Raw genomic sequence first — 25913 nt, 5'->3', positions numbered from 1 at the left:
AGGCGGCGCGCCGCCGACCAGACAGACAATCGACGGCGCGCCCCCGCGCGCGGTCCGCCGCGCGTGCGCGGCGCGCGCCCCCACGGCCGGATGCCCATTGCGATGAGGCTGAAGTTCAAGATCTTCCTGCTCGCGATCGTGCCCTTCCTCGTGACGATCGCGGCGATCGGCCTGGGCGTGCGCCAGCAAGCAACCTTGCTCGCGCGCACGCAGCACGCGACGATCGAGGCCGCGTACCTGTCGAGCAAGGAAATCGAGCTCAAGCACTACGTCGATCTCGCGACGAGCGCCGTCGCGCCGCTGTACGAGGCAGGCCGCGACAACGCGCGCGACGACGCGATGCTCCGCCAGCAAGCGCTCGCGATGCTGCAAAAGATGGAATTCGGCCCCGACGGCTACTTCTTCGTCTACGATCTGAACGGCAATTCGCTGATGCATCCGCGCGAGCCCGAACGGGTCGGTCACAATTTCTGGTCGCTGCGCGACCCGCGGGGCTCGCTCGCGATTCAACAGCTGATTGCGGCCGCGTCGCGCGGCGGCGGCTACGTGCGCTACGTGTGGCAGCGCCCGTCGACAGGCAAGCTCGCGCCGAAGCTCGGCTACGTCGTTTCGCTGCCGCGCTGGGGCTGGATGGTCGGCACCGGCATCTATCTGGACGACGTCGACACCGCGCTCGCGCGGATCGACGCGCGCGCATCGGCGAACATCGAGCGCACGATGACGTGGTTGAGCGCGATCGCGCTCGCGGGCGCCGCGGTCATCGCGCTGTGCGCGCTCGTGCTGAACGTGAGCGAGTCGCGCAGCGCGGACGCGAAGCTCAAGCGCCTCGCGCAGCAAGTCGTCGAATCACAGGAACAGGAGCGCGCGCGCCTTGCGCGCGAGCTGCACGACGGCATCAGCCAGATGATGGTGTCGGCGAAGCTGATGTTCGAATCGGCGCTCGAACGCTTCGCGCGCCTGCCGACGCGCGAGACCGCCGCGGAAGCCGCGCTGTCGAAAGGCATCGCGCGGCTCGGCGACACGCTGCGCGAAGTGCGCCGCATCTCGCACGCGCTGCGCCCCACGATGCTCGACGACCTCGGCCTCGCAGCCGCGCTCGACCAGTTGGTGCGCGAACTCGGCGTGGAGACGGGCGTCGAGCTCGGCTTCACGCGGGTCGAGCACGGCGGCGCGCCGTCGTTGCCGGCACCCGTGAAAACCGCGCTCTTTCGCATCGCGCAGGAGGCGCTGACCAACATCCTGCGCCATGCGCATGCAACGCGCGCGGCCGTTACGCTCGAGCTGTCGTCGCGCGAAGCCGCGCTGACGATCGCCGACAACGGCCGCGGCTTCGACGCCGAACGCGCGCAGGCGGACGCGCGCGGCGGCGTCGGCCTGCGCAACATGCGCGAGCGGCTCGACGCGCTCGGCGGCGCGCTCGCGATCAGCTCGCAGGTCGGACACACGGTCGTCGCCGCGCGCGTGCCGCTGTCCGGCGCCGACTCAACAGGAACCACGCGATGACGACTTCCTCCTCGACGACGCGCCCCGCGCGCCTCCTGCTCGTCGACGACCATCCGCTCGTGCGCGACGGCCTCAAGATGCGCCTCGAAGCGGCGCCCGGCCTCGCCGTCGTCGGCGAAGCGGGCAACGCGGACGAAGCGCTCGCGCTCGCCGAATCGCTCGAGCCCGATCTTGCGCTGATGGACATCGGCATGCAGGGCATGAACGGAATCGCGCTCGCGGGCGTCTTTCACGAGCGCTTCCCTGCGATTCGCGTGCTGATGCTGTCGATGCACGACAACGTCGAATACGTGACGCAGGCGGTGCGCGCGGGCGCGAGCGGCTATCTGCTGAAGGATTCGCCCGCGACCGAGATCGTGCGCGCGATCGGTGCGGTGCTCGCCGGTCAGACGTTCTTCAGCGAGGGCATCGCCGCACGGATGATTCACGCGAGCGCGGAAGCGTCGCCGCTCGACCGGCTCACGCCGCGCGAACGCGACATCCTCGATGCGCTCGCGCACGGGTTGTCGAGCAAGCAGATCGCGCAGCGCAACGGCCTGTCGGTGCGCACGGTCGAAACGCATCGGCTGAATCTGAAACGCAAGCTCGATATCGAAGGCCAGGCGGAGCTGATCAAGTTCGCGGTCGAGCATCGCAGGCGCTAGGCGAACGCGCGACACAAGCATCAGCGGCGAGCGCACGCCACACGCCACACGCAGCGCGCTCGACACACCCCGCATCTTCATCGCGCGACATGAAAAAGGGCGCCGAAGCGCCCATTTGCATGACGAATGACGAATGCCGAACGAATCGGCCGGCGCGCTCAGTTCGCGCGCGCGTTGTGCTTCGTCAGGAATGCGATCAGACCGTCGATGCCGCCCTGCGCGAGCTGCGCCTTGAACTGGCCCTGGTAGACCTGGATCAGCCACGCGCCCGACATGTCGATGTCGTAGATCTTCCAGTCGTTGCCGATCTTGCCGAGCCGGTAGCCGACCGACTGGCTGTCGCCCGGCGTCGTCACCGTCGAGCGCACCAGCGCGTCGGCGCCGCCCGCGCCCGCCGCCTTGAAACTGAACTTCGCGTCCTGGCTGCCGAGCTGCGCGAGCGATGCCGCGTACGTGCGCGTCATCAGAATCCGGAATTGCTTGTACAGCTCCTCTTGTTGCTGCGGGCTCGCCTGCTTCCACGCATCGCCCACCGCGATGCGCGTCGTGCGCTCGAAGTTCGTCGCGGGCAGAAAGCGCGCTTCGACGATCTGCGTGATCTTCGCCATGTCGCCGCCGCGCGCGGCGGGGTCCGCCTTCATCGCGCCGACGGTGCCCTCCACGGCGTTCCTGACCACCTCGACGGGCGCGGTTTGAGCGATTGCCGAAACGGACACGACGGCCGCGGCCACAAAAGCAAACAGATGACGTTTCATGCGTGTAGCGTGTATCGAACTAGGAAGAGAACAAGCCGGACGCGACACGGCGCCGGCGCAGACAGGACAGTATACCGAGCTTGGCGCGCTCGCGCGGCGCCGTGACGGTCTGTTACCGAATAGACGAAATATTTACGACGCGGCCGGCGAAGCGGTGCGCCTCTCCGTCGCCGCCACGCATGGACACGCATGCGCGACCGATCGACGCGCGCCACCGCGGATCGCCCGCGAAGCGGGCTCGCCTCGCCGTCGCCGGCCGGGCTTGCGTTCGCCCGCCGCCAGACGACGACGCGCGGAGCTCACGCGTCGAGGCAGCATGAAAGGCTCATCTCGAAATAACGGAAGCTGCGCTCGATGCCGGCCGAGACGTCGCGCACCTGCTCGGTGCTCGGCGATTGGCCGAGGATCGTCGCGACGATGTCGAGCGCCTCCCACGGATGCTTGTCGTCATAGCTCGAATGCAGCTTCAGCCAGCGCATCGCACGGCCGCGCACATGCTCGGGAAAACCCATTTCATAGACGTCCGAACGGCACAGGTCCGCGCTCCATTCGCCCGTCACGCCTTCGATCGCGTAGTTGGTCGCCGCGATGCTCGCCGCGAGCGAATCCGCGCTGCTGCTCTTCCAGCACCAGTGGCTGAGCGCGAGCGCGGCGGGCGGGCTGTCGCCGTCGATCAGCTGCCGGCGCGGCAAGCCGCTCGCCTCCGCCCAGTTGACCCAGTGCTCGACGTGGTTCAGCTCGACGCGAATGTTGCGAATCAGATAGCGGCGCGCCTTCTCGTCGCCGGACGAACTCGTGCCGTTCGCCTTCAGCAGGTTCATCGACATGTACTTCGGAAACTGCTCGACGACGGGCCAGCCGTTCACGAAGAACGCGGCGAGCTGCCGCGGCGCGAGGCGGCCGTCGCGCATCAGCGAGAAAACCTCGTGGAAGCGCACGCGGTCGCGCGCCGCCCGCACCGTGCCGACCACGTCCTGTAGCCAGTGTGGATAGCTCCCGATATCCATCAAGTCGCCTTCGCGTTCAAAAGGGATATGCAATTTCCTCTCCTTAGATAAAGTCACCCAACCACGTCAATAGCCGCCCTCGCGCCACGGCGAAGGCTGAGCAAAGAAATATCCCTGGCAGAAGTCGATGCCGAGCTCGCGCAGCATGCCGAGCTCGGCGTCGGATTCCACATGCTCGGCGACGGTGCTGCAACGCATCGAGTGCGCGACCGCGTTGATCGCGCTGACGACGCCAAAACTCACCCGGTCCGACATCATGTTCGACACGAATTCGCCGTCGATCTTCAGGTAATCGATCGGCAGGTTGCGCAGATAGCGAAACGACGACATGCCCGCGCCGAAATCGTCCAGCGCGAAGCGGCAGCCTATCGTGCGCAGCTCGCTCATGAAGCGCGACGCAAGCTCGAGATTCTTCACGGCGATCGTTTCGGTGATCTCGAAGCAGATCACCGATGGTTCGAGACCGGAGCTCAACAGCTCGGCGATCACGAATTCGAGAAAGCGCTCGTCGGAAATCGACGCGCCCGACAAGTTCACGTTGTATTCGTGGTACTCGCGTACCGGCATCGCGCTCAACTTGTGGAACACGGTGCGGACCACCCAGCGGTCGATGAGCCCCATCAGCCCGTAGCGCTCGGCGGCCGGCAGGAACGCGGCGGGCGAGATGTCGCGGCCCGCGCCGCCCGTCATGCGCAGCAGCACCTCCGCGCGCTCGGGCGTGCCGGAATCCGGGCGCGTGTGGACGATGGGCTGCACGTACAGGCGGAAGCCGTCGGTTTCGAGCGCGGTCTTGATCCGGCGGCTCCATTGCACGTCGCCGACGTGGCGCGCCTGCTGCAAGTCGCTCGGGTCGGCGAGCTGGATGCGGTTGCGCCCGCGCTCCTTCGCGATGTAGCACGCGATGTCGGCAAGCTTGACGGCCATCTCGAGATTGCGCGGCGCCTTGCAGAGCTCGAGCACGCCGATGCTGACGCTGACCGTGAAGCGCTCGCCCTCCCACAGGAACACGAAATCCTCGAGGCTGCGGCGCAGCCGCTCGGCCTTGTTCTTCGACGGCCACGAGCCCGCGCCGTGCGGCAGCAGCACGCCGAACTCGTCGCCGCCGAGCCGCGCGAGCACGTCCTCGTCGTCGAGGCAGCTCTGGAAGCGCTGCGTAACTTCACGCAGCATCGCGTCGCCCGCCGCGTGGCCGCACGTGTCGTTGATCTCCTTGAAGCGGTCGAGGTCGAGCATCAGCAGCATCGAATCGATGCGGGCCTTGCCGGAGGTCGCGTCGGCGAGCGCGACTTCGAGACGGCGCTCGAACTCGACGCGGTTCACGAGCCCCGTCAGCACGTCGTGCGTCGCCTGCCATGCGAGGCTTTCGAGGAACTGCTGCTCGCGCGTCATGTTGCGCAGGATCAGCACGTAGCCGATGTGGCCATGCACGCGGTCGCCCATTTCCGAGATGGTTGTCTGTACAACTATCTTCGAGTGATCGCGGCGCAGCAGATGCACCTCGCGCTTGATCGGCGTACGCTCCTCGCGCGCCCAGAGTTCGTCGACGATGTCGACCGCGTTCCCCGTCTCCTTGTCGAGCAGCATCAGCACGCTCGACACCGGCGCGCCAACGCACGCCGCGGCCGAATAGCCGAGCAACTGCTCGGCCGCGTTGTTGATGAAGTCGACGTTCTTCGCGAGCCCCACGGTGATCACGGCCTCCGCGACCGAGCTCAGCGCCGCCTCGGCGAACGCCTCGCTGCGGTCGAGCGCGTACTGGATCGACAACCGTTGCAACGCGGCCTTGCGCGCCCAGACGAGCGCGAGATACATCAGGAACATCGACGCGACGAAGTAGCAGACGAGCAGCAGCGCGACGCTCGAGCGGAATTCGTCGCTGAACGCCTTCGAGAAGCGATCGGGCAGGCCGGACACGCGCTCGTTGATGTCCCACGCGCGATATTCGAGCTCCTTCACGCGCGGATCGTCGCGATGGCCGCTGCTGACGAGCGCGTGCAGCTGGCTCGCGACGCTGCGGAACTCGGCGAGCTCGACGTCGGCCTGCATCCAGCACTGCAGCGCGTAGTTGATCTTCGCGACCCAGCTGAGCGCGGGCAGCAGCAGCGCGGCCGCCGCCGCGTCGGTAGGGTCGATGCCGCTCGCGATGATCGCCTCGCGCGCGGTCGCGCGATCGGGCGGCTTGCGCTGCAACGCGGCGCGCGCGAGGCTCAGCCGATAGGGTTTGTCGATCGCGGCCTCGTAGAGCTTGTATGCGCGCTCGTCGCCCGTCTCCGCGTAACGGATCAGATAGATGACCGCGTCCTTCTGCGACTTCGACCACGTGCTCTCGCCGCCGATGTACACCCTAAGGAAGGACACCACCGTCAGACTCACGATCACGACGCACACGAGCACCGACACCATCAGCAGGATCGGCCAGACGTCGAGCGCCGGCCTCAGTTCGGCCGCCTGGCCTCTTGCGTCGTTCAAGCCGAGCGCCTGTTCGCGCATGCTGGAAGTCCCGTTCATCGTCCACCTTGCCTCAGCCCCGCCGCCGCGCCGCTTCACCGCGGCGGTCTCGTATTCCCCCGGCGCGCGCTAACGCCGGAAACGAACCGGCGGCGACCCGTTGCCGGTCCGCCGCCAGATGCTCGAAGCGTGGCCTGTCTCGCAGATCCTCGTGGAGGTCGTGCGTAGACTGGCCATCTTGCGCGCATTCGTCTGCTCGTCGCGTTACATATGACGCGTCCGCTGCATGAATGCGCGTGCGCCGCCGCTCGCGCAAGCGGCGGCGCATTCGTCGGACAATCATACGACGCGCGGCGCGCCGCCGCTCAACCTTCTTTCAAACGCCCTGTAATTTCAGCCGGTTCGCATGCGTGCGCAGCACCGCGACCGGATCGGGCGCATACGCGCCGCGAACGCCGAGCAGTTGGTTGATCTCGTCGAAGTGATTCCATTTGTAATCCGTCGAGATCGACGTTCCGTAGAGCGAGCTGCAGGTCGACGTGAAGCCGTCGTTCGGCCCCGCCTGCTTGAGCGCCATGATGTTGCCGGCCGTCAGGAACACGAGCGTCGACGGATCGAGCACGTTGGCCGGATCGACGAGCGCAATGGTGCTCGTGTCGATCGCGCCCGTCGTGACGCCGAGCACCTTGATCGGCTGGTACGCGCTGCCGCTCCACGAATACAGCAGGTGCACGTTGCCGCCGACCGTCTCGCTCGGCACGCCCGACGCGCACGCGCCGGCCGCGCCGAGGCCCGCGCTCGGGAACAGCGTGTTGAATTGCGTCGCGTATGACGTGCTGAGCGCGTTCAGCGCGGCGATTGCATCCTGATTCGTGTTGTGTGTGTGGCTTGTCAGGATGCCGAAAATATTCAGCAGTCCGCCGAAGATCGGCGTCGACAGGCCGGTCGGATCGAGACTCAGCGCGCCGAGCACGAAGTCGGCGAACTGCGAGCCGCGATGCGGCGTCGCGATCGTCGTCACCGAGGCAACGAGATCCGGCGCAACCGCCGCGACGTAGCGCGACGTCAGCCCGCCCTGGCTGTGGCCGATCAGGTTGACCTTCTGCGCGCCGGTGACGGCGAGCACCTGCTTCACGTACGCGAGCAGCTGCTCGCCGCGCCCGTTCGGGCCGATGTCGCTCTGGAATCCTGACAGATCGGCGACGAACACGGTCGCGCCGTGCCGCTGCAGATCGGATTGCATGCCGTACCAGTAAGGCACGATGCCGAAATAGTCGTCGGTGCCCGTCAGGCCGTGGACGAGGATGATCGGATAGCGCGTCGCCGCGTAATCGTCGACCGCGCCCGCCGCGGTGTCCGCGTGCACTGCCGGCGCGGCGATCGCGCACATCGCGGCGACGATCGCCGTCGCCCAGGCATTCATCAGACTTTTTCTTGCTGCCCGCGCCGCGTCGGCGACGCATTTGAACATCGACTCCATGAACGATTCCCCTGCATGTAGCGTTACTTGAACGATGCCGCACGCCCGTTCGCCGCAATCGCCACGATCGCGACGCCGGACGGCGGCTCACCACCCCAAACAGAATCCGCGCAAGTGCGCGCCGCGATCCTCCATCGCGACCGCGGCGCGCCACTGCGCGCCGAGCGCGACGTCGGCGACCGCCCACCGCACGCCGTCGCTCACGCATTCGTCCCGCGCGCCCGGCGACACGGGCCACGGCATCTCCAGCTCCCGCGGATCGCGCCGCAGGCCCGCGCCGTGCGCCTTCAAGAGCGCCTCCTTGCGCGTCCACAATTGCAGCAACAGCCGCTCGCGCGCGTTTTTCGGCGCGCGCTCGAACAGGTCGCGCTCGCGTTCGCCGAGGCTCGCGGCCGCGAGCGCGTCGACGTCGAGCTTTCGGCCGAGCGATTCGAGATCGCAGCCCACCCGCTTTTTCGCGACCGCCATCAGCACCGCGCCGCACGCATGGCTCACGCTGAATTCGAGATCGCGGCCGAACAGCACCGGCTTTCCGCCCGGCTCGACGTCGAACACGAGCCGCGCCGGATCGGCGCTCAGGTATTCGCCGAGCACGACGCGCACCATCGCGCGCGCGAACACGAACAACTCGCGATGCGCGCCGAACTTGAGCCGCGCGGCGCGCTCGTATTCGCTCAGCGACAAGCAATCGCGCTTCAGATACGAACCCGCTTCGTCCGCGCGTGCGCGCCACACGTGCGCCTCGCCGCGCATCAACCGCTCCGTCAGTGCCGCCGACGGCCGCGCGACGCAGAACCGCAGCGCCGCCGCGTCGTCATGCGGTGCCGCGCGCGGCAATCCTTCCGCCATCATTTTTGTCAGTCAACCTAAGTGTTTCAAACGCACGCCGACGGCGCCGGCCGCGCTGCGCGCTCGACGTCGCCCGTCAGCCGGCCGTCGCCGCGACGCGGCGCTGCCACCAGACGAACAGCGGCGCGCCGACGATCTCGAGTACGGTAAAGCCGATGAACGGCGGGAACGGTGCGCCGAGCGACACGAGTGAGACGAGACGCCCGATTCCGCCGACGAAGATCATCGTCCACAGCGCGCGGAACAGGACGCCGTTGCGCTCGATGTTCGGGATCGTCCAGAACGCGCCGAGACCGAGGCCGAACCAGACGCCCGCGTAGAAGCGCAGGTTGCTGTCGAGCGTCGCGTCGGCGGGCAGCGCGACGCCGAGCGATGCGTACAGCGGATCGTGAATGCCCATCATGCCGAGCGCGCCGGTTGCGACCGGCACGGCCGCGAGAATCGCGGTGGCGATTTGCAGAATGCGTTTGCTCATCGAAGAGTGGCCCTTGTCCTTGTTATTCGACGATTGACGACGTCTCATTGATAAAAAATGCCCAGCACCTGAACGCTGCTCGCTTCGGGCATCGCGCCGAAGCGGCTCCACGACGGTCCCGTCTGCCGCAGGAACTGCACGGCGACGTCGAACGTGTCGAAGCGCCGCCGCAGCTCGACCCAATACTGCCGCCCCGCGCCGAGATCGAGTTGCGCGAAGCCCGTCAGGTCGAGGCGGCGCACGAACACGTTGCGCCATGCGGCCATCAGGAACAGCCCGTGCCGCGACGGCAACTCCTGCGCGGCGATCGACGTACGAACCGCGCGGCCCCACGCGTAAGGATCGCTCGCCTGCAGCGCGCGCCATTGCGATGCCGACGCGCCGCCGCTGTTGCCTTGCAGCTCCGCCGTCAGCGACAAGTCGATCGGTAGCGTCCACGTAAAGCCGACCGCCGAGCGCGTGCGAAACGCGCGGTCGCCGTTGCCGCCGCCCGTCGCCGAGCCGATCAGCGACGGCCGCCAGCCGAGCGTCCATTCCGCGTACGCGACCACCGCGTTGCCCAGCAGCACGCTCAGATTCTGCCCGAACTGCGGCGATTGCCCGCTCTCGCCGTACAGCACCCACTGCGGCTGGATCGCCGGCGTGATCCGCTGGCTGCCGATGAGCATCCAGCGATCGACGCCGTTCGTGCGCCGCAGGTCCGACGACGCGAACGGATCGCCCGGCACGCTGCGGCTCGCGAGCCGCGGCGACAGCATCAGCGCGATCGATCCCGAATCCCAGACGCGCTGCGCGCGCACGCCGACGCTGCCGAGCCGGTTCGTGTGGCGGCTGTCCGGATCGGGCGGCACGTCGAGGCTCACCGCGCCCGCCTTGAAGAAATCGGTCGGGTTGTAGCCGATCGCCGCGCCGATGCGTTCGTTGATCCGGCCCGCGTCGATCGCCAGCAGCGGCGACGGCTTCCAGCTCGCATACGCCTCCTTGACGAGCATCACGTCACGGTGCGACGCCGCGCCGGACGACAATGGATCGAAACGATCGAACCGCATCGCGAAGTTCACGTTCAGCGTCGGCGTGAGCGCGTGCTCGAACTGGAATTCCAGCGACAGCTGGTTACGCCACGATGAAGCGGCGTCACGGTCGTCGCTCCAGCGCACCGCATCCTGCACGCTGAATTTCCACGATCGCGCCGCTTCCGGCGCGGCGGCAGGCGTTGCGTCAGCCAGGTCGAGCGCCGCGTTCGTCGCGTCGCCCGGCGCGTCAGCATCGCCTGCCGCCGCGGCGCGCAGCGGCATCGCCGCGGCCGCCGCGCAAATCAGGACCGCCAACGATCTGAGCGTCATTGCGCCTGGAAGCGGGGCAGATAATCTCGCTGCAGCCACGCGTCCGGAATGTCGCGCCACGCGTATCCGGAAAAGCGCATCACCGTCACCCAGTTCGGATCGAGGCCGTCGATAATCACCGTCTCGGTCGGACGCTCCACGCCGAGCTCCATCGTATAGCGCCGATAGAACGCGCTCTTCAGCAGCCGGTCGCTTTCCGAATAGAACTTCGCCTTCACCGGCCGGCTGTTCGACGCGTCGAGCCACATCTCGATCCGATGGTACGTGAGGCCCTGCGCATTGCCCTTCAGCGACAGCTTGTAACAATGCCGCGTCTGCCGGTCGCCGTCCATCACGTCCTCGGCGCCCTCGAGCTCCGCCTGATAATCGTGTGCGAGATTGACGGTCACGACGTCGCCGTTCGCCGCCTGCCCGAGCAGCCGCTGGTCCGGCGAGATGCGGATGCTCGCCTGGTTCGCCGGATCGTAGAACCACAGGTCGTTGCCGTTCTTCAGCATCAGCTTGCCCGCATCGCGCGCGGGCGCGACGAAGCGCACCAGCGTGCGGAACGCGCCGCCCGGCGCGTCGGGCTTCGAATAGATCGACAGCGTGTTGCCGTCGACCTGCTTGCCGGACCGGTATTCGGTCAGCGTCGCGGCGAGCACGAACGACTTCGCCGGCGTGCGGATCGCGTCGCTTTCCGCGAGCAGCTTCTGCGGATCGGGCGGCGTCTGCGCATGCGCGAGCGCCGCCGCGCCGAGACTCAATCCGATCCACCATGTACGAAACAAGCGACGCACGCTCCACCTCCCGATCGATTCGATCTTTCGTTGTTCAAACTGAAAATTCACGAAACTCATACGTAGCGCAGCGCGTCGACGATCGACAGCCGCGCCGCGTGCCGCGCGGGCAGCCATGCGGACAGCCCGGCGACGAACGCGAGCCCGACGAACGTCAACGCGATGAGGCGCCATTCGCCCCACACGCGCACCGTCAGCGCGACCGAATCGATCCGCGCGGGCGGCGTCCACGCGAGCCCGCTGTGATTCACCGCTGCCGCGAGACCGAGCGCGACGAGCACGCCGACCGACGCGCCGACGATGCCGAGCAGCGCGCCTTCGCAGACGAACAGCGCCTGGATGCCGCCGCGGCGCACGCCCATCGAGCGCAGCGTGCCGATCTCGACGGTCCGCTCGAGGATCGCCGTGCTCATCGTGTTGCTGACGACGAACAGCACGATCGCGCCGATCAGCACGAACACGAAGCCGAAGATCATCGAGAACATGCGGTTCGTCTGGTCATAGAACGGATTGAGCGCGGCGAAATCGAGCATGTCGAGCGGCTGGCCTTCGAAGCGGCCGCCGAACAGCTGGTCGATCCGCGCGCGCGCGGCGGGCAGTTGCGCGGTGTGCTTGAACTGGATCTCGATCGCCGTCACGCGCGGCGCGTCGCCGCCGTAGACGAGCCGCTGCGCGCGCGGCAGATGCATCGCGAGATAAACGTCGTCGAGCTCCTTCACGCCCTGCTGCTCGGCCTTGACCACCGTGAAGCCGCCGACGTTCGGCGCGCCGTAGGCGTTCGCCGCGAGCACCTCGATGTGCGTCGCGCCCGCGCCGTCGCTCTTTCGCTCGCGCTTTTGCGCGTCCGCCTCGGCCGCGGCGAGCGCGAGCACGTCGGCGGGCGCGTCGGCCGCGGCGGGCGCGGATGCATCGGACGTCGCTGCGTCGGGCGTCGCCACGCCGGACGCGGCCGTTGCGGCCCCCTTCGCGATGCCGCCGTCGCCGCAATCGGGCACGCGCAGCGGCCCGCATAGATGCAGCACGCGCGCGACGCCGTGCCCGACGATCGCCGCATCGGGCACGGTGCCGACGAGCGGATACGGCTTCGGCGTCAATGGAAAGCCGTAGTCGTTCCACTGCTGCATCCGGTCTTGCTCGTCGGCGATCGCGCCCTGCGCGAGCACCGTGCGCGACACGCCCGCTTCGAAGTTGCCGGCTATCCCGCCGAACTGCAGCGTCGGCGTGATCACCGCGATCATCGGCGCGAGCACCGGATCGTCGCGCAGCTGCGCGATCAGCCGCTCGTAGCCGCCGATCCCGTACGCGACCGGGTTGCCGCTGCCGTACTGGAAATAGCCGTGCCGCTGGATCTGCAAGTGCCCGCTGCGCCGCACGAAATCCGTCTGCAATCCGAACGTGATGTCCTTGCTGAAGCCGCCGAACAGCAGGATCGCGCAGACGCCGACGATCATCGCGAGCAGCGTCGTGATCGAGCGCCGCCGGTTTCGCTGCAGATTGCGCAGCGCCAACATGAAGGTATGCATCAGCTCTGCGCCTCCTGCGCGACGCGGCGGCGATCGACGATGCGCCCGTCGCGAATCTGCACGACGTCGTCGGCCGCATCCAGCACCTGCGGATCGTGCGACGACACGATGAACGACACGCCGCTCTCGCGCTGCATCTTGTGCATCAACGCGATGATCGCCTGGCCCGTGACGCTGTCGAGGTTCGCGGTCGGCTCGTCGGCGAGCACGAGCGACGGCCCCGCCGCGAGCGCGCGCGCGATCGCGACGCGCTGCCGCTGGCCGCCCGACAGCTGGCTCGGCCGGTGCGCGCCCTTGCCGCTCAAGCCGACGGCATCGAGCAGATACGCGACGCGCTCCGCGCGCTCGCGTGCAGGCGTGCGCGCCATCAGCAGCGGATATTCGACGTTCTCGTACGCGGACAGCACCGGCAGCAGGTTGAACGACTGGAACACGTGGCCCACCTGTCTCGCGCGGAAATCCGACAGCGCATCGTCGGACAACGTCGCGGTGTCCTGCCCCGCCACGCTCACGCGCCCCGCGTCCGGCCGGTCGATGCAGCCGATCATGTTGAGCAGCGTCGTCTTGCCGCTGCCGGACGGGCCGCTCAGCACGGTGAAGCGATTCGCGTCGATGTCGATCGACACGCCGGCGAGGCCGGTCACTTTCACGCTGTCGAGCAAGTAGGTCTTGCTGACGTTCTCGACGCGCACGATCGGCATCACGCGTCTCCCGCCTGCACGCGCGCGGCGGCTTGCGCCGGAGGCGAAGCCGAAGCCGCGACGGCCACGGGCCGCGCCTGCCGCGACGCGACGCGCGAATCGGGCAGCGAGCGAATCAGCCGCTTCAGTTGCAGCCGGTACGCGAAATGCTCGACTTCGATCACGTGCCGCTGCGTCGCGCTGAAATGAATTCCGCCGTTCCAGTTCGAGCGGTCGCGGCCGGTCAGCCGGTCGATCCGCGCGGCTTTGCGCGGCGCCGCATCGCGCGCGCGCAGGTAGCGCGCGACGAGCTGCGCCTGATAATCCATCAGCGGCCAGTTGCCGGTCGACGTCTGGAACAGGCCGATGAAGAACAGGTTCGGATGCGCGCGATCGAAGATGTTCAGGTAGAGGCGCGGCTGCATCTTGTCCCATTGAAGATACGACTGGTCGAGAAACGGGAAGCTCAGCTGGAAGCCCGTTGCGTAGACGATCGCGTCGATCTGTTCCTCGCTGCCGTCCGAGAACGCCACGCGGTCGCCCTTCAGCTCGACGACGTCCGGCTTCGCGGCGAGATCGCCGTGCCCGAGGTGATAGAACAGCGTCGAATTGATGATGAAGTGCGCCTCGAACAGCTTGTGGTCCGGCTTCGGCAGCCCGTAGTCTTCCGGCTGGCCGGCCGTCGTCAGACGCAAGAGCCGTTCGCCGAACAAGCGCCGCGCCCACAGCGGCAGGCGCAGCTTCAGCGGCCACTCGGCCCAGCGATCCGCAGGAATCCCAAACAGGAATTTCGGCCAGTAGAAGTAGCCGCGCCGCGTGCTGTGAAACACCGCGCTCGCGTGATGGGCCGCCTCGACCGCGATGTCGCAGCCCGAATTGCCCGCGCCGACGACGAGCACGCGCTTGTCCTTCAGCACGTCGGGCGTCTTGTACAGCGCCGAATGCAGCTGCAGCCCGTCGAAGCGGCCCGGATAATCCGGCACCTGCGGCTTCGACAGATGGCCGTTGCAGACGAATACGCCTTTGTAGTGGCGCACGTCGTGGCCGTCGAGCTCGACGCGCCACAAGCCGCCTTCCGCGAGCGGCGCGACTTCCAGCACGGTCCGGTTGAACTCCGCGTGCTCGTAGACGCCGAAGCGGCGCGCGTAGTCGCGCAGATACGCGAGCGCCTGATCGCCGCGCGCGTACGTCGGGTAATCGGCCGGCATCGGGTAATCCGTGTATTCGGAGAACTCGCGCGAGCTGATCATGTGCACCGATTTGTAGATCGCGCTGCACGGCTTGCCGTAGTACCAGGTGCCGCCGATGTCGTCCTCGCGCTCGATCAGATCGAACGCGATGCCGTGTTCGCGCAGGTTCTTCGCCGTCGCGATGCCGGCCGCGCCGCCGCCGATGATGCAATAGCGGCCGCTGCAATCCCGGTGCGCCGACGTCGCTGCCACTGCCGCGCTCGGTTCCGTCGTCGTGTTCGTCGTCGTCATCGTTGTCGTTCCTTCACTTGTACGGTCGCGCATCATGCCGTCAACGGATCGGCAAGCGCGCCTGTTTCGGACTGCGTCGCATGTGCGGCGTCGGCATCGGCGCCGACGCGCGTGTCGTCGACACGCAGCAGCACGTAGCCGCGCGCGTCGAGCACCGCGAAGCGGCCGGTCGCGTACTCGACGACGCTGTCTGCCGACGACGCCGGCAGACGCGCGAGCTTCGCGCCGCCGATCCGCCACACGGCCGGCGCGTCGGGCTGCGCGGCGCCCCATTCGGCGAGCAGCACGCGCAGCACGTGCTCGACGTGATTGACGGGCAGGCGCAGTTCGAGCGGAAACGGCAGCGCCCAGAGGCTCAACACGGCGGCGGGCGGCACGCGGCCGATCCGCACGATGCCGGCCGACGCGTCGTCGGGCACGCTCCAGTCGCCCGCCGGCAGCAGCTCGCCGTTCCACGCGGCATGCGGCGCGCTCGTGAGCCGCGCGGGCTCCGGCGTCGTGCCGGGCGGGCGCGCATACGCGGCGCCGATCTGCTCCGGCTGCGGCCGATAGACGAGCGTCATGCTGAGCAGCTCGGCGCGCGTGCGCGCGTCGCTGCAGCGCACGTCGACACACCAGACGTCGCCGATCATGTAGCCGGCCGCCTCGCTGCCGATCTCGACGGGCTCGCCGCCGCCGGACACGTCGGGCAGCGCGTCGAGACGCAACACGACGTTCGTCATCTCGCTCAGGTCGCGCGGCTCGCCCGTCGGCGGCATCACCCAGTCGCCGACCGCGCACGCGTGCTCGAGCACGAGCGACGCGGGCAGCACCGCGCGGCCGTTGAAGCGGAACGCGTGCGAGTACGGCGCGACGGCGGGATCGATCGCGTAGCGGCCCTCGAAACGCTTGAACGGCCGAAAGCGCAGCGGCTCGCCGACGTGATGCCGGCGCGTGACGAGCTCGCCGATGTTCGGCAGCTCGCGAATCGGCTGGAAGCCCTTGATCTGCACGGGCGTCGGCGCGCGACCGACCGCGCCCATGAACATCGCCTCGCCGCTGCCCGGCGACGCGAGCTCGCGCAGCCAGTGGCGCACGCCCTCGTCGACGTTCATCGGCGTGATGTAGCGCTGCGTGACCGCGAAGTTCGTGATCATCCCGACGCCTTCCCACGTCGGCCACACGAGCGTCTTCACGCCGCACGCGGGCGAAAGCGCGTGCTTGGCCGCCCACAGGCCCAGACGCGCGAGCGCCTCGTTCGCGGCCGCATAGTCGGTCTCGCCCGTCATCCCGCCCCAGCGGCCCGTCAGCGAGCCGACGTTGCAGAACTGCACGAGCCGCGGCCGCGCGCGGACCGCATCGCACAGATTCGCGAAGCCGAGCACCTTGGTGCGGACCGTGTGCGCGAAATCGTCGGCGCGCTTCTGGATCAGCCGCACCGGCTGGTCGACGCCCGCGTTGTGGATCACCATCCGCAGCGAATCGCCGAGCTCGTCGCACAGCGCGCGCACGGCCGCGCGGTCGGTCACGTCGCATACGCGGTAATGCACCGCCAGACCGAGCGCGGCCATCTCGTCGAGCGCCGCCTTCAGCTCGCGCCGCCGCTTCAGGCGCTGCAGCGTCGCGCGGATCGACTTCGGCGGATTGTCGGGCGTCGCCGCGCGCAGCTGTTCGAGGCCGTATCGCTTGAAGCCTTCGTCGTCGAGCGCCATCCATGGCTCGCTGCCGTCGGGCGGCGCCTCGCGCCCCGTGACGATCACCGCGCAGCCGTGGCGTTCGGCCAGCGCACGCGCGCACAGCAGGCCGATCCCGCGCGCGCCGCCCGAGAACAGCACGGTGTCGCCGGGCGCGAGCGCCGTTTTCGCGTCGACGGCGAGCGGCGGCAGTTCGTTGCGCTTCGCGTGCAACGTGTAGCGCACGCCGTTGCGATAGCCGACCTCGAACAGGCCCCAGCGATACAGCTCGTTGACGACGTGCCGGTCGACGCGGCCCGTCTCGTCGGGCGCGATGTCGAGCACGCGCACGTTGCAGTTCGGCAGCTCCTGCGGCAGCGTCTTCGCGAGCCCCGCCCACAGGCCGCCGAGCGGCTGCGCGCCGGCGTCGCCGCCGTAGCCCATCTGCCCGTCCATCCACGTGAGCGCGACATAGAAGAGCCGCGACGTGTCGTCCTCCGCCGCCCAGTCGCCGTAGCATGCCTTCAGCAGCTCGACCGTGCGGCGCATCGGCGCTTCCCATGCGCTCGCGTCGTCGAGCGCGAACGGCGTTTCGAGCCCGAGATCGACGATGCCGTCGAGCGGCCCCGCTTCGTTGACGAAGGTTCGCGCGGCTTCCGCGTGATCGGCGCTCGCGGCGGGCGCGAACACCGATACCTTCGCGCAGGTCCGCGCGAGCGCGGCCGCGACGCGCTCGACCGTGCCGCCGCGCCCGTTGACGAGCGCGATCCGCTTGCCGCTCAACGCGGGCGACGGCTCGTCGGGCACCGCATCGACGGGCACCGGCTTCCACGTGAAGCGCCACGCGGGCACGCCGCGCGCATTCGCGTCGGCGGCCGCGTCGTGCGGCGCCGCCGCGGGCGCGATAGCCAGCGACAGCCGCGCGGCATCGGCAGGCTGCCCGGCCGCCGCATGCTCATGCTCCGCGGCGACGGCCGCGCCGCCCGCAGGCGCGCAGGCGAGCGCGCCCGCCTCCGCCGCCGCGGCGGCGGCCGCGTTCGCGCCGATCTCGTGCGCCGCCGTCATCGGACACGCGGCGCCCGTCGGTTCGACCGAATCGCCGAGCGGCCGCAGCGCGCGCGCCGATTCGTGCTCGCGCACGCGCGCGAGATGGCTCTGCTGCCGCTCGCGCGGCTTCACGATCAGACGAATGCCGTGCACCGGCCGCAGCGAGATCGTCGCGCCGAGTTCGATCGGATGGCCTGGCAGCACGTTCAGATCGAAGTGCTGCGCGACCACCGCGACGAGCACGCGCATCTGCAAGAGCGCGGTCTGAAAGCCGATGCACTTGCGCATCCCGCCGCCGAACGGGAAATAGACGAAGCGATGGCGCGCCGGCGCGTCGCTCGCGAAGTTCTCCGGATCGAACGCGTCGGGATTGCGCCAGAACGCCGGATGGCGATGCGTGACGTACGGCGACATGAACACCGACGTGCGCGCCGGAATCCGGTAGCCGCCGATCTCGTCGTCCTCGACGAGATCGCGCGTGAAGCCCCAGATCGGCGGATAGACGCGCAGTGCCTCGTCGACGACCTGCGACAGGTACGGCAATTGTTCGAAGTCCTGCATGGTCGGCGCGCGTCCGCCGAGGCGCGCGTCGAGCTCGTCGCGCAGCTGGCGCAGCACGGCCGGATGCTGCGCGAGCGCGTACAGCGCCCACGCCAGGCCCGCGCCCGTCGTCTCGTGCCCCGCGAGGAACACGGTCATCACTTCGTCGTGCACCTCCTGCTGCGTCATCGGCGCGCCGGTGTCGGGATCGCGCGCGTTCAGCAGCAGCGAGATCACGTCGCTCGGCTCGCAGCGTTCTTCGCGGTGATCGGCGATGATCTTCGCGACGATCGTGTCGATCGCGCGGCGCGCGTGCGCGATCCGACGATTGAAGCGCGTCGGCGCCCAGCGCGGGACGAAGTCGTTCATGTTGCCCTGCGGCATCATCGCTTCGATGCCGAAGCGCACCGCCGGGCCGACCGCCTCCGCGTGCGACGACACGTCGGTGTTGAACACCATCAGCCCGAGCATCCTCAGGCTCAGATGCATCATCTCCTCGACGACGTCGACCGACTTGCCGGGCGGCAGCGCGCTCCAGCGATTCGCGAGCGCGAGCGCGGCGTCGCCGACCGCGGCCGTGTGCGCATCGACCTGCTTCTTGTGGAAGAGCGGCTGCACCGCGCGCCGATGGCGGCGCCAGAATTCGCCGTCCGTCGTCAGCAGCCCGTCGCCGAAAAACATCTTGAAGTTGTCGTAGAAACGCCCGCGCACGTAGTTGCGATGGTTCTCCTGCAGCACATACTGGATGTGGTCCGGATGCGCGAGCGCATGCGTGACGAACGGTCCGAGCCGGTTGCGCGCGACGTCGCCGTACTGCTGATGCAGGCGCAGCAGCATCGTGATCGGATTGCGCTTGTACGCGGCGAGGTTGCCCATCACGAGGCTGCCGCGCGGCCCCGGCGCCTGGCGGTGCTTGCTCATGCCGTCTCCCGCTCGGTTGCGAGGCGCGCGGCGAGCGCGTCGACCTCGCCCTTCGTCGCGTACGCGCCCGTCGTCCGGTGCACATAGCCGATCACGACGCCTGACACGTCGCTCATCTCCATCAGCATGCGGCCGTCGGGCCGCACCGCGGCGAAGCGGTTGCCGCCGTGCGCGCCCTCGAGCGCGAATGCGCGGGGCGTCGCGTACAAATCGATCCGCTCGTAGCGGCGCGCGAGCTCGCAGTCGTTGCCGCTTTCGTACAGTTCGATCCTGCCGATCGACACCGGCGCGGCGAGCGGAATGTAGTCGTCCGCCACGTAATTCAGCACCGCGACGCGCGCGAGGCCGTCGAGCATGATGCTCGGGACGATGAAACGCGAGAACACCGGATCGTCGGCGGCGACGTTCAGCTGGTAGCGCGCGACCTTGCCCGACGCGGTGACGCCGGTATCCGCGGTCGACACGAACATGCCCGTCAGGCGCACGGGCGCCGATTCGAAATGATACGGATCGGCGACCGGCGTGCGCGGCTCGTCCGGCCGCATCGGCCAGGCGGGCGCGCTCGCGTGGCGCGGCGCGACGAGCGCCTTGATCTCGAAGTGCAGCTTGTCCTGCACGAGCACCTGGCCGTTCGGCGCGAGCACGTCGCCCGTGATGCGCACCTGCACGACCGCCGCGTCGCCTTCGCGGCCGACAACCTGCGCGTGGATGCGCTTCGTGCTCGGCCGCTGCGCGTCGTACACGCGCAGGAAGTGGCGGAACGCGGCGTCGCGGAAGCCGACGACGCGCAGGCCCGGCAGCAGCTTCATCGCCGCCTCGGCCGCGAGCTCGGGCACGAACGTGCCGGGCAGCGTCGCGAAGCGGTTCACGACGTGGTGCTGCAAATACGCGTCGGTGCGCAGATCGAAGATGCGCTCGAACGTCACGCTGTCGCTCGTGCGGCGCACTTCGCGGCCGAGATAGAAATCGTGGCTCGGCGGCTGCGCGATGCGCTCGCGCGGCGGCGGCGTCGGATGCGATTGCGGCGACGGCCAAGCCGCGTGCCCCGCATGTGCGGCGACGACGGCTTGCGCGTCGGCCGCGCCGCTCGCCGATTGCACGGGCCGCTGCGTTGACGCGGCGCGCACGGATGCGGGCGGCGCATCGAAGAACGTCGGCAGATGCGTCTCGATCGCGCGCCGCTCGGCCGCGCCGAGATGCACGGAGCTCGCCGCGCGCTCGGTCAGATTGATCTCGCGCAGGAAGTGATGAATGCCCTCGTTGGTCCGCATGCTCGTGAAGAGCCCGCTCTTTTCGAGGAACGCGCGCGTGACGGGATTCGCGCCGAGACCGACCGAGCGCCACAGCGTCCAGCCGATCGTGAACTCATCGCGCGCGAGCGCCGCGCGATGGTAGGCGGCCTGCGTGTTGAGGAAATCGTTGCCCGATGCGTAATCGGTCTCGCCCGCCTGGCCCGTCAGGCCGATGAACGAGCCGAAGTTGCACCACGCGCGCGGTTGCGCGGCGCCGAACGCGTCGCGCACGTTCCAGTAGCCGCGAATCTTGATGTCGCGCACCGCGACGAAATCGTCGAACGATTTCACGTTGACCGACGCGGAGCGGTTCAGGCCCGCCGCGTTGACGACGAGATCGATCGGCTGGCCCGCCGCCGCGATCCGGCCGACCGCCTCGCGCACGCTGCCTGCGTCGAGCACGTCGGCGCGCAGGTAGAACACCTTGTTCGGGCCGCAGTACGACTTCATCACGTCGATGTTGCGGCGCGCGGCGCGCGCCTCGACCTGGCGCTCGAACGCCTTGATGATCGCGGGCAGCGGCAAATGCGGATGGCGCGCTTTCTGCTCGCGGATGTAGTCGGGGCGACGGCGCGCGAACGCCTCGTCGCTGCCCGAGAACACGTCGGGGCCGTATGCGTCGAGCGCGCTGCTGCCGATCAGATGGATCGTCGGCTGGAAGTGCTCGGCAACCGCCTTCATCAGCTCCGCGGTGATCCCGCGCGCGCCGCCGAACGCAACGACGACCGAGTCGGGCCCGAGCCGCGCGAAACCGTCGGCGGGCAGCTCGCCCGCGTCGCGCGTCACGCGCGGCGTCAGGCGCCGGCCGCCGCACAGCGCGACGACGGGCAGCAGATGCTGCGCGCCGCTCTCGCGCTCGGCGCGCGCGACGCCGTGCCGGATGTCCGCGTCGTCCGTCAGCACGGCGAGCGAGCGCGCATGCGGCAGCTCGATCGCGAGCGCCTTCACGAGGCCCGTGAACATGCCCGCGTCCGGATGCAGCACGTCGTCCTTCACCGCGTCGAGCAGCAGCGCGATGAACGAGCCCTGCTGCGCGACGCCGTCGTAGCACTGCTTGAGCGCGAGGAACGCGAGGTCGTGCAGCTTCAGCCGCTCGGGCGCAGGCGCGGACGAGCGGTCCGGCGCGAGCGCGCCCGCGCGCAGCGACGTCAGCAGCCGCACGTGGCGCGTGCCCGCCGGAATCAGCCCTTGCAACGCGGCTTCGCCGAGCGTATCGACGACGACGAGCCGCGCGCGCGCGAACGCCGTCGCGCGCGTCGACAGCACGAGCAGATCGGCGGGCAGCATGCCGATGCCGTCGAGCAGCTCGGGCGCGTCGGTCACGACAACGCTGCCCGCGGGCAGATACGCGATCGCGCCCGCGCCCGCGTGCCACGGCGTCTCCTGCAGATCGATCCGATAGCGGGCGACGCCGAGCGGCTCGCCGTCGGCGGCGACGTCGGTCGCCTTCAGCGTCGAGGGAATCGGCACGCGCTTGTCGGCCGACGCGCCGGCAATCGGCTCGGCCGTCGCGACGGCCACCGGCGGCTCCGCGTGCACGGTCGTTGCGAGCGGCGCGACGAGATGCGCCGGCGGCGCCGACGCAACGGCGGGCGTCGACGACGGTTCCGAAAGGTGAGAAGAAACGGGAGCCGGCGATGTCGATGTCGATGTCGATGTCGATGTCGATGTCGATGTCGATGTCGATGTCGATGTCGATGTCGGCACCGGCACCGGCGCCGAAGTCGACAAGCCGCTCGCGTCCGCAGCGTCGCGTGCGCGTCCGCCGTCGCCGCTCACCGGCGGCGCGTTGCGATCGACGCGCAGGCCGAAGCGCACCCGATCGCGATCGTTGCCGAACGCGATCGACGCGGCGTCCTCGCGGCCGACGAGCGCGCGCAGCACCGCGAGCGCGCCGTCGGCGCCCGCGTACGTGACTGCGCGGCCTTGCGCATCGCGCGGCGCGAGCGCCGCTGCGGCGGCGTCCGCGAACTCGCGGCCGCTCTCGATCCACGCGAGCGCCGGCAGCCCGGCTGCGTCGGCCTGCGCCTTCGTCGTCACCGCGAACAGCACGATCCCCTCGGCGAGCGGCCGGTCGAACGCCGGCTGCACTTCGTCGGCCGAATTGCCGTTGATGCCGCCGACGATCACCATGTCGAGCTCGCCGCTTCTCAGGAAGCGCGACGCGACCTCGAACGCGGCGAGCGTCGATGCGTGCCCGGCGTCGACCGTCATGTTCATCCCGTGCAGATCGTGATAATTCGCGACGCGCGCGGGAATCACGTTCGGCATCATGCCGGGAAACGAATTCTCGGTCGTCGGCGGCACGAGGCGCTTCGTGTGCTCCGCGACGCGCGCGAGCGCATCGTCAAGCGGCGCGCGCGATGCGTCGTCGAAGCTCGCGCGCACGGCGGTCGCGATGTCGTCGAGATAGCAGCGGCTCGCGTACAGCGCGGCGTTGCGCGTCGGCCCCATGTGGCCCATCACGACGCCGATCGTGTTCGCATGCCCGCTCCAGTAGTCGCGCAGCTGCTCGCGCATGTCGTGCGCGGCGTCGAGCGCCATCAGCTGGCAACGATCGAGCGCGCGCAGCACCGCGGGCGGCATCCGCACGCGGTCGAAACTCGGCAGCGGATAGGTGAGGCCGAAACTCGCGCCGGGCGCCGCGCCCGCGCCGTTCAGCCACGCGGCGATCGCGTCGCGGCCGTCGAGCCCGGGAAATTTCGCGGACCAGCCGACGATCGCGAGCGGCTCGCGATTGACGCGCGCGGCAGGCATGGACGCGCCCAGGTCTGGCCGGTATTCGCAGACGATCAGATGGCCGTTCGTGCCGCCGAAGCCGAAGCCCGACACGGCGGCGACGCGCGCCGCATCGGCCTTGCGCGGCCAGTCGACCGCGCGCGTCGGAATCGTGAAGCCGCTCGCGCCGATGTCGAATTCCCGCGGCGGCTCGGAGAACCGATGCTGCGGCGGAATGCGGCCGTGCTCGAGCGCAAGCAGCACCTGGATCAGCGACACGACGCCCGCCGCCCAGCCGGTGTGACCGACGAGCGACTTGTTCGACGTCACGTACACCGGACGGTCGCGCTTGAGCATGTCGCGCAGGCTCTGGAATTCGGCGAGGTCGCCCGCGGGCGTGCCCGTCGCGTGCGCGACGACCCAGTCGACCGCGGCCTTCGGCACGTCGGTCTGCCGATACGCGCGCTCGATCGCGATGCTCTGACCGGCCGAGTTCGGCGCGTAGATCGCCTTGCCCTTGCCGTCCGACGATGAACCGAACGCCTTCAGCACGCCGAGCACGCGGTCGCCGTCGGCGAGCGCGCGCTTCAGGCGCTTGAGGATCACGACGCCCGCGCCGTCGGCGAACAGCACGCCGTCGCACGCCTTGTCGAGCGGCCGCACTTCGCCGCTCTTCGACAGCCCGTGCAGCTTCGAGAACAGGATCGAGCCGCGCGGCGCGAGCGCGAACGCGCCGCCGCACGCGACGACGTCGTGCTTGCCGGCGAGCAGGCTCTTGATGCCGAGATCGACCGAATAGAGCGACGACGAGCACGCGGTGTCGACCATCATGTACTCGGCGTCGTCGGGCAGCACGCCGCGCATCGCGTTCAGGCCGACGCGATGCGGAAAATACTCGGACAACTCGCCCGTGCCGCGCGCATAGCGCGCGCGCAGCACCGCGTCGATCTGCGCGATGCGGCTCTCGCGCTCGTCGGGTGACGCGCCGGTTTCGTCGAGCGCGTCGCGCAGCCGTGCGCGCATCGCCGCGAGCACCATCCCTTCTTCGAGATGCTGGCTGCCGTCGGCCGTGTAACCGACGAGGAACGAGGTTCGGTCGCCCGCGCGCACGCGCACGCCGTCGAGCGCCTGGCGCAGCGAATGGCGCAGCCACAGCGTCGTCAGCTCGTCGGGCGCGGCGGCCGCTTCGATTTCGGCGCGCAGGCGCGCCTCGGGCTCGAAGCGCTCGATGAACACCGAGCGCGACTGGTAGCTCTTGTCTTCCGCCGACGAGTCCGGCGAATAGAACGATCGGTAATCCCAACGATCGGGCGGCACGTTGCCGAACAGCTCGGGGCCGTTCAGCAGCGCCTGCCAGAATGCTTCCGGGTCGCTCGCGCCGGGCAGCGCGACGCCCATGCCGACTACGGCGATGTCGTCGGCTTCGGTGTCGTCGGCTTCGGTGTCGTCGGCTTCGGTGTCGTCGGATGCGCGTTCGGCATGCGGCGCGTCGATCTCGCGGGCCGGCGTCGCGGGACGAACGCCGTTCGCGTCCGCGACGTTCGCGTCAGCAAACGCGTGCGATGCCGCGACGGCGGAAGACAACGGCGCGGCGATGCCTGCGCCCGCCTGAGCCGAAGCCGGGCTCGAAACCCGCGGCAACGCGGAACCCGTCGACGATGCCGAAACGTCGGCGCGCCCGCCGGACGCCGATGCGCTCGGCTCGACCGGCGCATGCGCCGAAGCGGAATCGTTCGACGGCGCGCTCGCACGCTCGCTCGCGACGTTCCGCGCAATCGCCGACGCCGCCGCCGCACCGGCAGCGCCAACGCCGGCCATCGCCGCCGTCGCGACGCCGACATCCGCAACGTGCGACGCAACCGGCGCAGCCGCCGCACCGGCGCTCGCCCGGCTCGCAAACGCGGCCGCCGACGGCGCGGCGTCGCCACCCTGCCCGCCACCCTGCACGCCGTTCGCCGCGCCGCTCCATTCGCGCCGCGGCGACAGCGCCTCGCTGCACAGCGACAGCCCACCGTCGGCGACGATCACCTGCCCCGTGATCCAGCGCGCCGCATCCGACGCGAGGAACAGCACGACGTCCGCGAGATCCTCGGCGGTCGCGAGGCGGCCGAGCGGCGTCGCCGCGATGCTCGAGCGCTTCGTGTTGTCGGGGTCGGGAAACTGCGCGGCCACGTCGCCGTCGATCAGCGTCGACGACGCCCCGTTCACGCGAATGCCGAGGCTCGCGTACTCGACCGCCAGATAGCGCGTCAGCGATTCGAGCGCGGCCTTCGCCGTGCCGACGACGAGATAGTTCGCCGGCACGAGCGTCGAGCCGACCGACGACACGTTGACGATCGCGCCGCCGCCCGCGCGCGCCATCAGCCGCGCGGCGCGGCGCGCGCACCAGAACGCGCCCTTCAGATTGGTGTCGAGCGCACGGTCGAAGTGCGCGGCCTCGATGTCGTCGACGGGCAACAGCGCGCCCGACGCCGCGTTGTTGACGAGAATGTCGAGCTTGCCGTACTTCGCTTCGATTTCGTCGAACATCCGCTCGACCTGCGCCGGCTGCGCGACGGACGCGCGCACGACGTCGACAGTCGCGCCCAGCGCGCGCAGCTCGGCCGCGGTCTCTTTCGACGCGTCGAGCGAATGAAAGAAATTGACGATGACGTGCGCGCCTTCTTCGGCAAAGCGGCGGCAGATCGCCTTGCCGACATTCTTTGCCCCGCCCGTCACCAGAACCCGTTTCCCCAACAGATAGGAATTCGACATAAATCGCAGTGGTCAGGATTAC

Annotated in this window: 15 protein-coding genes; 2 read left to right on the top strand and 13 right to left on the bottom strand. The window is 69.1% G+C overall.

The genetic code is table 11. The features are described 5' to 3' along the window. Positions 1–102: 102 nt before the first annotated feature. Both X946_RS15650 and X946_RS15645 read left to right on the top strand, forming a co-directional pair. Positions 103–1503, top strand: a complete 1401-nt coding sequence (locus X946_RS15650) for a cache domain-containing protein (RefSeq protein ID WP_038749102.1) — start codon at positions 103–105, stop codon at positions 1501–1503. Next, complete coding sequence (locus X946_RS15645; protein ID WP_038749045.1) at positions 1500–2147, top strand: response regulator; 648 nt, start codon at positions 1500–1502, stop codon at positions 2145–2147. The genes X946_RS15650 and X946_RS15645 overlap by 4 nt, the downstream gene beginning before the upstream one ends. A 158-nt stretch (positions 2148–2305) precedes the next feature. Here X946_RS15645 and X946_RS15640 read toward each other — a convergent pair whose 3' ends face one another. The 13 genes from X946_RS15640 to X946_RS15580 all read right to left on the bottom strand — a co-directional run bounded on the left by X946_RS15640 (position 2306) and on the right by X946_RS15580 (position 25891). Further along, positions 2306–2902 carry an MlaC/ttg2D family ABC transporter substrate-binding protein gene (locus X946_RS15640; RefSeq protein WP_038749042.1) on the bottom strand — a complete coding sequence of 199 codons (597 nt, stop codon included), beginning with the start codon at positions 2900–2902 and terminating at the stop codon, positions 2306–2308. Between the two features lie 299 nt (positions 2903–3201). Beyond that, entirely contained in the window at positions 3202–3942 is a 741-nt protein-coding gene (locus X946_RS15635; RefSeq protein WP_038749040.1) for a TenA family transcriptional regulator, read from the bottom strand. Between the two features lie 33 nt (positions 3943–3975). Next, the gene (locus X946_RS15630; RefSeq protein WP_038749037.1) at positions 3976–6399 is read right to left on the bottom strand and encodes a putative bifunctional diguanylate cyclase/phosphodiesterase; all 2424 of its coding nucleotides are present in this window, start codon (positions 6397–6399) and stop codon (positions 3976–3978) included. Between the two features lie 334 nt (positions 6400–6733). Continuing rightward, complete coding sequence (locus X946_RS15625) at positions 6734–7837, bottom strand: esterase/lipase family protein (RefSeq protein WP_038749034.1); 1104 nt, start codon at positions 7835–7837, stop codon at positions 6734–6736. Between the two features lie 87 nt (positions 7838–7924). Then, positions 7925–8689, bottom strand: a complete 765-nt coding sequence (locus X946_RS15620; RefSeq protein WP_038749031.1) for a 4'-phosphopantetheinyl transferase family protein — start codon at positions 8687–8689, stop codon at positions 7925–7927. A gap of 73 nt (positions 8690–8762) precedes the next feature. Further along, the gene (locus X946_RS15615; RefSeq protein WP_038749028.1) at positions 8763–9161 is read right to left on the bottom strand and encodes a DUF4345 domain-containing protein; all 399 of its coding nucleotides are present in this window, start codon (positions 9159–9161) and stop codon (positions 8763–8765) included. Between the two features lie 44 nt (positions 9162–9205). Next, complete coding sequence (locus tag X946_RS15610; protein ID WP_038749025.1) at positions 9206–10504, bottom strand: hypothetical protein; 1299 nt, start codon at positions 10502–10504, stop codon at positions 9206–9208. Further along, a complete protein-coding gene (locus tag X946_RS15605; RefSeq protein WP_038749099.1) occupies positions 10501–11283 on the bottom strand; it encodes an outer membrane lipoprotein-sorting protein in 783 nt (260 codons plus the stop codon). Before X946_RS15605 ends, X946_RS15610 begins: the two co-directional genes overlap by 4 nt. Positions 11284–11339: 56 nt before the next feature. Further along, the gene (locus X946_RS15600) at positions 11340–12806 is read right to left on the bottom strand and encodes an ABC transporter permease (RefSeq protein ID WP_038749023.1); all 1467 of its coding nucleotides are present in this window, start codon (positions 12804–12806) and stop codon (positions 11340–11342) included. Next, the gene (locus X946_RS15595; protein WP_038749020.1) at positions 12806–13507 is read right to left on the bottom strand and encodes an ABC transporter ATP-binding protein; all 702 of its coding nucleotides are present in this window, start codon (positions 13505–13507) and stop codon (positions 12806–12808) included. The genes X946_RS15600 and X946_RS15595 overlap by 1 nt, the downstream gene beginning before the upstream one ends. Further along, positions 13507–14967 carry a flavin-containing monooxygenase gene (locus X946_RS15590; protein WP_038749017.1) on the bottom strand — a complete coding sequence of 487 codons (1461 nt, stop codon included), beginning with the start codon at positions 14965–14967 and terminating at the stop codon, positions 13507–13509. The genes X946_RS15595 and X946_RS15590 overlap by 1 nt, the downstream gene beginning before the upstream one ends. A gap of 32 nt (positions 14968–14999) precedes the next feature. Next, positions 15000–19127: a cytochrome P450 gene (locus tag X946_RS15585; RefSeq protein ID WP_038749015.1), complete on the bottom strand. Its 4128-nt coding sequence runs from the start codon at positions 19125–19127 to the stop codon at positions 15000–15002. Continuing rightward, entirely contained in the window at positions 19124–25891 is a 6768-nt protein-coding gene (locus tag X946_RS15580; protein ID WP_038749012.1) for an SDR family oxidoreductase, read from the bottom strand. The genes X946_RS15585 and X946_RS15580 overlap by 4 nt, the downstream gene beginning before the upstream one ends. Positions 25892–25913: the final 22 nt, after the last annotated feature.

The organism is Burkholderia sp. ABCPW 111 (assembly GCF_000773065.1).
GTDB classification, from domain to species: Bacteria; Pseudomonadota; Gammaproteobacteria; order Burkholderiales; family Burkholderiaceae; genus Burkholderia; species Burkholderia savannae.
Note: the sequence above shows the minus strand (reverse complement) of the source record. Positions and strands in the feature narration are given on the sequence as shown.